General features: G+C 60.6%; 9 protein-coding genes. All 9 read left to right on the top strand.

The window, feature by feature from the left end; all coding sequences use genetic code 11:
* Nucleotides 1-18 precede the first annotated feature (18 nt).
* Nucleotides 19-1,455 (top strand): sigma-54 dependent transcriptional regulator, encoded by a 1,437-nt coding sequence (locus HU755_RS07010; protein ID WP_186546912.1) that lies wholly within the window; start codon nt 19-21, stop codon nt 1,453-1,455.
* A 733-nt stretch (nt 1,456-2,188) separates the two neighbouring features.
* Nucleotides 2,189-3,589 (top strand): polynucleotide adenylyltransferase PcnB, encoded by a 1,401-nt coding sequence (locus tag HU755_RS07015; protein WP_186546911.1) that lies wholly within the window; start codon nt 2,189-2,191, stop codon nt 3,587-3,589.
* 3 nt (nt 3,590-3,592) lie between these two features.
* Entirely contained in the window at nt 3,593-4,078 is a 486-nt protein-coding gene (gene folK / locus HU755_RS07020) for a 2-amino-4-hydroxy-6-hydroxymethyldihydropteridine diphosphokinase (RefSeq protein WP_186631037.1), read from the top strand.
* 349 nt (nt 4,079-4,427) lie between these two features.
* Nucleotides 4,428-5,228 carry a 3-methyl-2-oxobutanoate hydroxymethyltransferase gene (gene panB, locus HU755_RS07025; protein WP_186546909.1) on the top strand — a complete coding sequence of 267 codons (801 nt, stop codon included), beginning with the start codon at nt 4,428-4,430 and terminating at the stop codon, nt 5,226-5,228.
* Entirely contained in the window at nt 5,225-6,085 is an 861-nt protein-coding gene (gene panC, locus HU755_RS07030; protein ID WP_186631038.1) for a pantoate--beta-alanine ligase, read from the top strand. The genes panB and panC overlap by 4 nt, the downstream gene beginning before the upstream one ends.
* Before the next feature lie 208 nt (nt 6,086-6,293).
* Entirely contained in the window at nt 6,294-6,674 is a 381-nt protein-coding gene (gene panD, locus HU755_RS07035) for an aspartate 1-decarboxylase (RefSeq protein WP_186546907.1), read from the top strand.
* A gap of 229 nt (nt 6,675-6,903) precedes the next feature.
* Nucleotides 6,904-8,568, top strand: a complete 1,665-nt coding sequence (gene pgi / locus HU755_RS07040; RefSeq protein WP_186631039.1) for a glucose-6-phosphate isomerase — start codon at nt 6,904-6,906, stop codon at nt 8,566-8,568.
* 249 nt (nt 8,569-8,817) lie between these two features.
* Nucleotides 8,818-10,755, top strand: a complete 1,938-nt coding sequence (gene acs, locus HU755_RS07045) for an acetate--CoA ligase (RefSeq protein WP_186631040.1) — start codon at nt 8,818-8,820, stop codon at nt 10,753-10,755.
* 143 nt (nt 10,756-10,898) lie between these two features.
* Nucleotides 10,899-11,915 (top strand): class I SAM-dependent rRNA methyltransferase, encoded by a 1,017-nt coding sequence (locus HU755_RS07050; protein WP_186631041.1) that lies wholly within the window; start codon nt 10,899-10,901, stop codon nt 11,913-11,915.
* The last annotated feature ends 217 nt before the right edge of the window (nt 11,916-12,132 follow it).

The following is a 12,132-nucleotide window of genomic DNA, read 5'->3' on the forward strand; positions in this document are numbered from 1 at the left end:
GTCGAGAGTATCGAATCAATGCCGCACATTTTGATCGTCGAAGACGAAACAATTATCCGCTCCGCCTTGCGCCGCCTGCTGGAACGTAACCAGTACCAGGTCAGCGAAGCCGGTTCAGTGCAGGAAGCACAAGAACGCTTCACCATTCCCACGTTCGATCTGATCGTCAGCGACTTGCGCCTGCCGGGTGCGCCGGGCACCGAGCTGATCAAGCTTGGCCAGGGCACACCGGTGCTGATCATGACCAGCTACGCCAGCCTGCGCTCGGCGGTCGACTCGATGAAGATGGGCGCGGTGGATTACATCGCCAAGCCTTTCGACCACGATGAAATGCTCCAGGCCGTCGCGCGGATCCTGCGCGATCGGCAATCGGCCCCGGCTGGCGGCGAAGCCGTTGCCAGCAAACCGACCAACGGCAGCAGCAAGGCCGCCAGCGACAACAGCAACGGCGAGATCGGCATCATCGGCTCGTGCCCGCCCATGCAGGACCTCTACAGCAAGATCCGCAAAGTCGCGCCGACCGATTCCAATGTGCTGATCCAGGGCGAATCCGGCACCGGCAAGGAACTGGTGGCCCGTGCCCTGCACAATCTGTCGAAACGCGCCAAGGCGCCGATGATCTCGGTCAACTGCGCGGCCATCCCGGAAAGCCTGATCGAGTCCGAGCTGTTCGGCCACGAAAAAGGCGCGTTCACTGGCGCCAGCGCCGGGCGCGCCGGTCTGGTCGAAGCCGCGGACGGCGGCACGTTGTTCCTCGATGAAATCGGCGAACTGCCACTGGAAGCCCAGGCTCGCTTGCTGCGGGTCTTGCAGGAAGGCGAAATTCGCCGGGTCGGCTCGGTGCAATCGCAGAAAGTCGATGTACGTCTGATCGCCGCGACCCACCGCGATCTGAAAAGCCTGGCGAAAATCGGCCAGTTCCGTGAAGACCTTTATTACCGCCTGCACGTGATTGCCTTGAAACTGCCGCCGCTGCGCGAGCGCGGTGCCGACGTCAACGAGATCGCCAATGCCTTCCTCGCTCGCCAAAGCGCGCGCATCAACCGCACCGATCTGAAATTTGCCGCCGATGCCGAACAGGCGATCCGGCACTATTCCTGGCCGGGTAACGTGCGTGAACTGGAGAACGCGGTCGAGCGCGCGGTGATTCTCAGCGAGAGTCCGGAAATTTCCGCCGACCTGCTGGGCATCGACATCGAGCTGAGCGATCTGGAAGACGACGAGTTCATCGGCCTGCCGCCGCAGACCGGCGGTAACGCCAGCAACAGCAGCCATGAGCCGACCGAGGACTTGTCGCTGGAAGACTATTTCCAGCACTTCGTCCTCGAGCATCAGGACCACATGACCGAGACCGAACTGGCGCGCAAACTCGGCGTCAGCCGCAAATGCCTGTGGGAGCGTCGTCAACGTCTGGGCATTCCACGCCGCAAGACCGGGGTCGCCAGCGAGAGCTGAGCGTTACCCAACACGCGGGCGGGTAACGCATGACCTTGTGAAGAAACTGTTACCGCAGTCGATTCACGTAACAGAAGCCGGGGTTATCGGTAACGAAACCCCGGCTTTTTTTCGCCCCTGCAAAACGGTTATATCGACCTAACCCCTTGTTTTACTGGGCTTGGCAAAAGTTGGCACGCACCCTGCAATATGTTTGGTACAAGAACAATAACAAGCAATGAACAAGACAATAAAAATAAGACGAATCGACTCACGCACAATAAAAACAAGACGGCGAGAGGCGCAGCTAACTGATTCTTTTGGAGAGGCGTTGTATTTGGGGCTTGCCCCACGACCAGGCCGAGAACAACAAAAACTGTCCTAAGACAGAGCCTGTACTGGTTGGATCGACAGATCACTGCAATTCAGCGACCAAAGCAATCCGTTTGCTCTTGGCTCCCGATTGGGAGGGTCACGAAGGAAACACTTCGTGGCGAGGGCACTCAACAAAAACAAGAAGCCCGAATCAATAATAAAAAGAGCACGCAACTACTTCTTGGGGAGCTTCGGCTCCCCTTGTAGTTTCTCCCGTCTGTGAAATCCCCCTTTTTGCCTCGCTCGACCCTTGTAGCACGCGGCTTACAGCTCGAATCTGCTGTCTCCTACACCATCCCCCGACTAAATGCTAGAATCTGCGCCCATCATGCGGTCATTCTTTTGGTATGGCCGAACATTCCTTCAAACAGTGCATCCCATGCTGAAGAAGCTGTTCCAGTCATTCCGAACTCCAGTGCGTCGTACGCAACACATCCGCAGCACCCCTGAAGTGCTCAACAGCGGCCAACATTCGCTGCAGAAAACGCAGTTCAGCCGCTATGCGGTGAACATCGTCGAACGCCTGCAAGGTGCCGGTTACCAGGCTTATCTGGTCGGCGGTTGCGTGCGTGACATGCTGCTGGGCATCACGCCCAAGGATTTCGACGTCGCCACCAGCGCCACCCCCGAGCAGGTCCGTGCCGAATTCCGCAACGCGCGGATCATTGGCCGCCGCTTCAAGCTGGTGCATATCCATTTCGGTCGCGAAATCATTGAAGTCGCGACCTTCCGCGCCAATCACCCGGTCAACGAAGACGACGAAGACAGCAACCAGTCTTCGCGTAACGAAAGCGGGCGAATCCTGCGCGACAACGTTTACGGCACCCTGGAAGAAGACGCGCAACGCCGCGACTTCACCATCAACGCCCTGTATTACGATCCGGTCAGCGAGCGCATTCTCGACTACGCCAACGGCGTGCACGACATCCGCAATCACCTGATCCGTCTGATCGGCGACCCCAAACAGCGTTACCAGGAAGACCCGGTGCGCATGCTGCGGGCCGTGCGGTTTGCCGCCAAACTCAATTTCGGTATCGAAAAGCACACCGTGCAGCCGATCCGCGAGCTGGCACCGATGCTGCGCGAGATTCCGTCGGCGCGCTTGTTCGAAGAAGTGCTGAAGCTGTTCCTCTCCGGCCACGGCGCGATCACCTTTGAAATGCTGGTCGACCTGCAACTGTTCGCCCCGCTGTTCCCGGCCAGTGCCGAGGCGCTGGAATACAACCCGGAGTACACCCACACGCTGATCAGCGAAGCGCTGACCAACACTGACTTGCGCATCAAGCAGAACAAACCGGTGACCCCGGCGTTCCTGTTTGCCGCCCTGCTCTGGCCTGCGCTGCCGGCCCGCGTGTTGCGCTTGCAGGAACGTGGCATGCCGCCCATCCCGGCGATGCAGGAAGGCGCTCACGAACTGATCGCCGAACAGTGCCAGCGCATCGCGATTCCAAAACGCTTCACCATGCCGATCCGCGAGATCTGGGACATGCAGGAGCGCCTGCCACGCCGCAGCGGCAAACGCGCCGACCTGCTGCTGGACAATCCGCGTTTCCGGGCCGGTTACGACTTCCTGCTGCTGCGCGAGAGCGCGGGCGAGGAAACCGATGGCCTCGGCGAATGGTGGACGGACTATCAGGACGCCAACGACAGCGAGCGTCGCGACATGATCCGCGACCTCAGCGGCAAGGGTGACGATGCCAGTGGCGCGCCACGCAAACGTCGGCGCAGCAGCGGTTCCAAGCGCAAACGCGCCGGTGCGCCGAGCGCGACGGGCGAGTAAGCCATGGAGCGTATCTACATCGGCATGGGCAGCAACCTCGCTGCCCCCGCCGAACAATTGCGCAGCGCCATAGCGGCGCTGGGGCAATTGCCGCAAACCACCCTTGCCGGCGTTTCCGCTTTTTATCAAAGCGATTCCCTGCTGCCCGGTCAGCCGCGTTATACCAACGCCGTGGCCGCGCTCGACAGCTCGCTTGCACCGATTGAACTGCTCGATGCCTTGCAGGCGATCGAAAACGATCAGGGCCGCGAGCGTCTGGAGCGCTGGGGGCCGCGGACCCTGGATCTGGACATTCTGCTGTTCGGCGATCGCCTGATCGACGAGCCACGGTTGAAAGTCCCGCATTACCAGATGCATGAGCGCGCGTTCGTGCTCTATCCCCTCGCCGAACTCGCCCCACAGAATTTGCGCTTGCCTGACGGCCGCGCCCTGCCCAACCTGCTGGCAGCCTGTCCGTTCGTCGGCCTGGAACGCCTCCCCCAGCCCTGACACAAATTCAAATTGTAGGAGTGAGCCTGCTCGCGATCGCGGTGAGTCAGTCACAGCTTCAATAACTGACCCACCGCGATCGCGAGCAGGCTCACTCCTACAACCCCGCCGCCACGCTGAATCGCATCAGTAACGCCGGTAACACCCGGCACGTAACAATGCGGTAACACACGCAATTGACTTCCTGTTGGCTCATCACGACTATAGGCGTCCCGCTGCCGCCAACCCGGCACATACGGGCGCAATCCAGGCCTTATAAGCACGACACAAGACCGTGCGCCTGAGTAGATGACGAATCACGCGCGTTACTCGCTGTAGTTTCCAGAGCGCCTGAACGAGGATTTTTTACATGCCAGCCATCACCCTGACCACGCTCCAGAGCCTCAAGCAGAAAGGTGAAAAGATCACCATGCTGACCTGCTATGACGCGACTTTCGCCCACGCCTGCAACGAGGCCGGAGTCGAAGTGCTGCTGGTGGGCGACTCCCTCGGCATGGTCCTGCAAGGTCACGACAGCACCCTGCCGGTGACCACCGCAGAAATGGCCTACCACACCGCCTGCGTCAAACGCGGCAACACCGACGCCCTGATCCTGGCCGACCTGCCGTTCATGGCCAACGCGACCCTCGAGCAAACCTTGAGCAACAGCGCCATGCTGATGCAGGCCGGCGCGCACATGGTCAAGGTCGAAGGTGCGTTGTGGCTGGCCGAGTCGATCCGCCTGCTGGCCGAACGCGGCGTGCCGGTCTGCGCGCACATGGGCCTGACACCGCAAGCGGTGAACATTCTGGGTGGCTATAAGGTGCAGGGCCGCAACGAGAATCAGGCGCGGCAGATGCGTGCCGACGCGATCTCGCTGGAACAGGCCGGCGCGGCGATGCTGTTGCTCGAATGCGTGCCCAGTGAACTGGCGGCAGAAATCAGCCAGGCCGTGAAGATTCCGGTGATCGGTATCGGCGCGGGTAATGCGACCGACGGCCAGGTACTGGTGCTGCACGACATGCTGGGCCTGTCGATCACCGGCCGCGTACCCAAATTCGTCAAGAACTTCATGCACGGTCAGGACAGTATCCAGTCCGCGCTGAAGGCCTACGTCAACGAAGTCAAAGCCACCACGTTCCCTGGCATCGAACACGGATTCTCCGCATGAACACCGTCAAAACCGTACGCGAACTGCGCGCCGCTGTAGCCCGCGCCCGCAGCGAAGGAAAACGCATCGGCTTTGTGCCGACCATGGGCAACCTGCACAGCGGCCATGTCGCACTGGTCACCAAGGCCACGCAACGGGTCGATTTCGTGGTCGCGAGCATTTTCGTCAACCCGCTGCAATTCGGTGCCGGCGAAGACCTCGACAAATACCCGCGCACCCTGGCGGCTGACCAGGAAAAACTTCTCGAAGCCGGTTGCGACCTGCTGTTTGCCCCGACCGTTGAAGAGATGTACCCGGACGGCATGGCCGGACAAACCCGGGTCAGCGTGCCAAAACTGTCCGAAGGCTTGTGCGGCGCCAGCCGTCCGGGGCACTTCGAAGGGGTCGCGACGGTGGTCAGCAAACTGTTCAACATGGTCCAGCCGGACCTGGCGATCTTCGGCCAGAAGGATTATCAGCAACTGGCGGTGATCCGTGCGCTGGTGCACGACCTCAACATGCCAATCCAGATCATCGGCGAGCCCACCGTGCGGGCGGGCGACGGTCTGGCGCTGTCATCGCGTAACGGTTTCCTAAGCGAGGACCAGCGCGCGGTCGCACCGGTGGTCTATCGCACGCTGAACAATATTGCCGAAGCGATCAAACAAGGTGATCGCGACTACCCGACGCTGATCAGCGTGCAGTTGCAACTGCTGGAATCGGCAGGCCTGCGTCCGGATTACCTGGAAATTCGCCATGGCCTGACGTTGCGTCCGGCGACCGCGGAGGATCGCGACCTGGTGATTCTGGTAGCGGCGTTTCTCGGCACCACTCGGCTGATCGATAACCTGCACCTGAACCTCGATAGCACGACCTGAACACACACAAATCCCCCCTGTAGGAGTGAGCCTGCTCGCGATAGCGGTCCGTCAGTCACAGCTCCATCGACTGACTCACCGCTATCGCGAGCAGGCTCACTCCTACAAGGTTTGCGGCGTTCTGGAGAACTCGTTTCAGCCATATTGCCGCCCCCCAAGCCTTCAGGCACACTGCCCGCCGTTCGATTCCAACCCGGGAAAACCCCTCATGCACGCGATCATGCTCAAGGCCAAACTGCACCGCGCCGAAGTCACCCATGCGGTGCTCGATTACGAAGGTTCGTGCGCCATCGATGGCGAGTGGCTGGACCTGTCCGGCATTCGCGAGTACGAGCAGATCCAGATTTATAACGTCGACAACGGCGAGCGCTTCACCACCTATGCGATTCGCGGCGAAGAAGGTTCGCGGATGATTTCGGTCAATGGCGCCGCCGCGCACAAGGCCAGGGTCGGCGACCGCGTGATCATCTGTGCCTACGCTCACTACAGCGAAGCCGAACTGCTCAACTTCAAACCGCGCATGCTGTACATGGCGCCGGGCAATGAACTGAGCCATACCAGCAACGCCATCCCGGTTCAGCTCGCCTGAGCCACCGCAGCAGCCGTCCCTCTCCGTTTGTCGGCCAAATCCCTGTTCGAATGTTAAAAAAGTACAGGGATCTGGTCAGACAAAGTCAAGACAGAACGCAGCGCGAGGTTTACTGTATTCGCCCTGTGTCCAGAAATCGTGTCGACACAGTTGATCCCACGCCGAGCGCGGCGTGGTGGATCTGTTCCGTGTTCAAAAGGCCGTTCAAGTAAAAAGGAAAACCGCAGCGATGGCGTACTACCGCACTCCTCATGACGTTACCGCTCTGCCTGCCTGGCAAGCGTTGAAAGATCACCGCCAAGCCATGCAGGATTTCAGCATGCGCGAAGCCTTCAACGCCGATCCGCAGCGTTTCAATCAGTTCACCCTCAGCAGCTGCGGACTGTTTCTCGACTATTCGAAGAATCTGATCAACGCCGAGACCCGCAACCTGCTCGTGGGTCTGGCCAATCAAGTCGATCTCAAGGGCGCGATCAAAGCGCTGTTCGACGGTGAAATCGTCAACGCTTCCGAAGGTCGCCCGGCCCTGCACACTGCCCTGCGCCGCCCGGTAGGCGACAAGTTGTCGGTCAACGGTGTCAACGTGATGCCGGAAGTGCACAAGGTGCTGAACCAGATCACCGATCTGGTCGGCCGCATCCACGACGGCCTGTGGCGCGGTTACACCGAGAAGCCGATCACTGACGTGGTCAACATCGGCATCGGCGGCTCGTTCCTCGGCCCTGAGCTGGTCTCCGAAGCGCTGCTGTCCTATGCGCAGAAAGGCGTGCGGTGTCATTACCTGGCGAACATCGATGGCAGTGAGTTCCACGAGCTGACGCAGAAACTGCGCGCCGAAACCACGCTGTTCATCGTTTCGTCGAAATCCTTCAACACCCTCGAAACCCTGAAGAACGCTCAGGCGGCACGCGCCTGGTACCTGGCCCAGGGTGGTTCGGAAGCCGAGCTGTATCGTCACTTCATCGCCGTATCGAGCAACAACGCGGCAGCCGTGGCCTTCGGCATTCGCGAAGAAAACATTTTCCCGATGTGGGACTGGGTCGGCGGTCGTTATTCGCTGTGGTCGGCGATCGGTCTGCCGATTGCCCTGGCGATCGGCATGTCCAACTTCAAGGAACTGCTGTCCGGTGCCTACACCATGGACCAGCACTTCCAGACCGCGCCGTTCGAACAGAACATGCCGGTGCTGCTGGCCCTGCTCGGCGTGTGGTACGGCAACTTCTGGGGCGCGCAAAGCCACGCGATCCTGCCGTACGACCACTACCTGCGTAACATCACCAAGCACTTGCAACAGCTGGACATGGAATCCAACGGCAAGAGCGTGCGTCAGGACGGCACCTCGGTGTCCACCGACACCGGTCCGGTGATCTGGGGCGGCGTCGGCTGCAACGGTCAGCACGCCTACCACCAGTTGCTGCACCAGGGCACCCAACTGATCCCGGCCGACTTCATCGTGCCGATCGTCAGCTTCAACCCGGTCTCTGACCACCACCAGTGGTTGTACGCCAACTGCCTGTCGCAGAGCCAGGCGCTGATGCTCGGCAAGACCTTGCCGGAAGCCGAAGCCGAACTGCGCGACAAGGGCATGGACGAGGAAGACGTGAGCAAACTTGCACCGCATAAGGTGATCCCGGGCAACCGTCCGAGCAACACCCTGGTGGTCGAGCGCATCAGCCCGCGTCGCCTCGGCGCACTGGTTGCCATGTATGAACACAAAGTGTTCGTGCAAAGCGTGGTCTGGGGCATCAACGCCTTCGACCAGTGGGGCGTGGAATTGGGCAAGGAGCTGGGCAAAGGCGTCTACAACCGTCTGGTCGGCAGCGATGAGACCGTGGCGGATGATGCCTCGACCCAGGGCCTGATCAACTACTTCCGCGGGCGTCATCGCGGGTGATGTAAATAGGTTGCCCACGAACTTGTGGGCGACACATTGCCAATGTGGGAGCGGGCTTGCTCGCGAATGCGGTGGATCATTCAGCCTCTTTGTTGACTGAGACACCGCATTCGCGAGCAAGCCCGCTCCCACAGTCGTTTTGTGTACACCTGAATTCAACATCCGCAATCGGATTTCTGTTCCGGCTTGAACCCTTCCGCCCATCGGCGCATCTTTATTCCTGTCGCACCACAAGAATAAGGAACCGTCATGTTCGATATCAGCACGTTCCCCAAAGCCGATGCCGTGCGCCAGGCTGCGCAGTTGAGTCAGGACGAGTATCGGCGCCTGTACCGCGAATCGATTGAACACCCCAGCACCTTCTGGGCCGAACAGGCCAAGCGTTTTCTCGACTGGAGTACGCCATGGCAGACCGTTCAGCGCTATGACCTGAAAACCGGTGAAGCGGCCTGGTTTGTCGGTGGCAAGCTCAACGTCAGTCATAACTGCATCGACCGCCACCTGGAACAACGCGGCGAGCAGACCGCCCTGCTCTGGGAAGGCGACGACCCGGCCGAATCGGCGCAAATCACCTACCGAAAACTTCACCAGCATGTCTGCCGACTGGCCAACGTGCTGAAAAGCCGTGGCGTGAAAAAAGGCGACCGGGTGTGCATCTACATGCCGATGATCGCCGAAGCCGCTTACGCCATGCTCGCCTGCGCGCGGATCGGTGCGATTCATTCAGTGGTGTTCGGCGGCTTCTCCCCGGACTCCCTGCGCGACCGTATCCTCGATGCCGATTGCCGCACCGTGATCACCGCGGATGAAGGCGTGCGCGGCGGCCGCGTTGTGTCATTGAAGAGCAACGTCGATAAAGCCCTGCAAAGTTGCCCGAACGTCAGCAGCGTCGTGGTGGTCGAGCGCACCCGGGGCAAAGTCGACTGGGTCGAGGGCCGCGACCTCTGGTATCACCAGGCCGTGCGCGAGGTTGGCGACGATTGCCCGCCCGAGCCGATGGACGCCGAAGACCCGCTGTTCATCCTCTACACCTCCGGCAGCACCGGCAAACCCAAAGGCGTGCTGCATACCACTGGCGGCTATTTGCTGCAGGCGGCGATGACCTTCAAATACGTACTCGATTACCGCGACGGCGAGGTGTTCTGGTGCACCGCCGACGTCGGCTGGGTCACCGGCCACAGTTACATTGTCTACGGGCCGCTGGCCAACGGTGCAACCACGCTGATGTTCGAAGGCGTGCCGAGCTATCCAAGCAGCGCGCGTTTCTGGCAGGTGATCGACAAGCACAAGGTCAACATCTTCTACACCGCGCCCACCGCCCTGCGCGCGTTGATGCGTGAAGGTGCCGGGCCGTTGAAGGAAACTTCGCGCGCCAGCCTCAGATTGCTCGGCAGCGTCGGTGAGCCCATCAACCCGGAAGCGTGGGAATGGTATTTCAACGTCGTCGGCGAACAGCGCTGCCCGATCGTCGACACCTGGTGGCAGACCGAAACCGGCGGCATCATGCTCAGCCCGCTGGTCAGCGCACAACGGATCAAACCGGGCTGCGCGACGCAACCGATGTTCGGCGTGCAACCGGTGTTGCTGGATGAAGTGGGCAAGGAAATCAAAGGCGCCGGCAGCGGCGTACTCGCGATCAAATCGAGCTGGCCGGCGCAGATCCGCAGCGTCTATGGCGACCCGCAACGGATGGTCGACACCTACTTCAAACCCTACCCCGGCTATTACTTCACCGGTGACGGCGCGCGGCGTGACGAGGATGGCGATTACTGGATCACCGGGCGCATTGACGACGTGATCAACGTCTCCGGCCACCGCATCGGCACTGCCGAAGTGGAAAGCGCGCTGGTGCTGCACGACAGCATCGCCGAGGCGGCCGTGGTCGGTTATCCCCATGACGTCAAAGGCCAGGGCATCTACGCGTTCGTCACGCCGATGAACGGCACCGAAGCCAATGACGCGTTGAAAAAAGACCTGCTGGCCCATGTCAGCAAGGAAATCGGCAGCTTTGCCAAACCGGACCTGATCCAGTGGGCACCGGCATTGCCGAAAACCCGTTCGGGCAAAATCATGCGACGCATCCTGCGCAAGATCGCCTGCAATGAGCTGGACAGTCTGGGCGACACGTCGACGCTGGCTGATCCGAGTGTGGTGCAGGAGCTGGTCGACAAGCGTTTGAATCAATAGCTTGAAAAGCTTCGCGAGCAGGCTCGCTCCCACAGGTGAATGGATTGCACTGTGGGAGCGAGCCTGCTCGCGAAGGCCATCACGCCATCGCCCGGCAAACTGTTAAACTCCCGCGCCCCAATTCCCCTCAGCAAGGCGCCCGCATGTCTTCCTTGAATCAGGCGCTGCGCGCCGCCCTCGATCAACGTCAGGACCTGCTCGCGACCCTGCACAGCCAGGGCACCGATTGCTATCGCCTGTTCCACGGTAGCCAGGAAGGTGCCGGCGGCCTGACGATTGATCGCTACGGTCCGCAACTGCTGGTGCAGAGTTTCCATCAGTCGCTGGAGCGAGATGACCTGCTGCAACTGCATGCGATGGTCAACCAGACACTGGGCTTCGACACCCTGCTGGTCTACAACGATCGTTCCCGTGGCAACTCGCGAATCGATCGCGAAGACAGCGTTTACACCGCAGATGACGCGGCACTGGCGGATCTGGTCGGCCACGAATGGGGCCTGAACTACCGGGTGCGCGGGCGGCATGCAGGGCAGGACCCGCTGCTGTTCCTCGACCTGCGTAACACGCGCGGCTGGGTCAAGGATCACGCCCAGGGCAAAAGCGTGCTCAACCTGTTCGCCTACACCTGCGGCGTAGGCCTCAGTGCTGCGGCGAGTGGCGCGCGCGAGGTGTGCAATCTGGACTTCGCCGAGGGCAATCTGGCGGTCGGTCGCGAAAACGGGTTACTCAATCCGCAACTGCCGCCGATGCAATTCATTCAGTCCGATTACTTCCCGGCGATCCGCCAACTCGCCGGCCTGCCGATCAGTCAGCGCCGCGGGCAGAAACTGCCGAGCTATCAGCGCCTCGAACAACGTCAATACGATCTGGTCCTGCTCGACCCGCCGGCCTGGGCGAAAAGTGCGTTCGGCACCGTCGATCTGCTGCGCGATTATCAGAGCCTGCTCAAACCGGCCCTGCTGACCACCGCTGACAACGGCGTGCTGATCTGCTGCAACAACCTGGCGAAAGTCAGCATGGACGACTGGCGCGAACAAGTGCTGCGCTGCGCCGAGAAAGCCGGGCGGCCGGTGCGCGAGTGGAGCGTAATGACACCGGGCGCCGACTTCCCGTCGCTGGATCAGCAGCCACCGCTGAAAACCCTCATCTTGCAGCTTTAGCCAATTTTCCCGAAGACGCCACACCCCCTGTAGGAGTGAGCCTGCTCGCGATCGCGGTGGGTCAGTCAGCAATTTCGGTAACTGACACACCGCGATCGCGAGCAAGCTCACTCCTACAATGGGAATCTGTTCCTACAGAAATTTCTGAACAATCCTCTCCCACATCAAGCACTTCGGAACCAGAATCGCGTGCCATACTCCAAGGCACTCCGATTCA

The sequence above is a fragment of the Pseudomonas sp. SWRI111 genome (genome assembly GCF_014268555.1).
Taxonomy (GTDB): Bacteria; Pseudomonadota; Gammaproteobacteria; order Pseudomonadales; family Pseudomonadaceae; genus Aquipseudomonas; species Aquipseudomonas hamedanensis.

Excerpts from the sequence above, each read along its gene's own strand:
- HU755_RS07010 (WP_186546912.1), top strand. The coding sequence starts at position 19 with ATGCCGCACATTTTGATCGTCGAAGACGAAACAATTATCCGCTCCGCC.
- HU755_RS07015 (WP_186546911.1), top strand. The coding sequence starts at position 2,189 with ATGCTGAAGAAGCTGTTCCAGTCATTCCGAACTCCAGTGCGTCGTACG.
- folK (WP_186631037.1), top strand. The coding sequence starts at position 3,593 with ATGGAGCGTATCTACATCGGCATGGGCAGCAACCTCGCTGCCCCCGCC.
- panB (WP_186546909.1), top strand. The coding sequence starts at position 4,428 with ATGCCAGCCATCACCCTGACCACGCTCCAGAGCCTCAAGCAGAAAGGT.
- panC (WP_186631038.1), top strand. The coding sequence starts at position 5,225 with ATGAACACCGTCAAAACCGTACGCGAACTGCGCGCCGCTGTAGCCCGC.
- panD (WP_186546907.1), top strand. The coding sequence starts at position 6,294 with ATGCACGCGATCATGCTCAAGGCCAAACTGCACCGCGCCGAAGTCACC.
- pgi (WP_186631039.1), top strand. The coding sequence starts at position 6,904 with ATGGCGTACTACCGCACTCCTCATGACGTTACCGCTCTGCCTGCCTGG.
- acs (WP_186631040.1), top strand. The coding sequence starts at position 8,818 with ATGTTCGATATCAGCACGTTCCCCAAAGCCGATGCCGTGCGCCAGGCT.
- HU755_RS07050 (WP_186631041.1), top strand. The coding sequence starts at position 10,899 with ATGTCTTCCTTGAATCAGGCGCTGCGCGCCGCCCTCGATCAACGTCAG.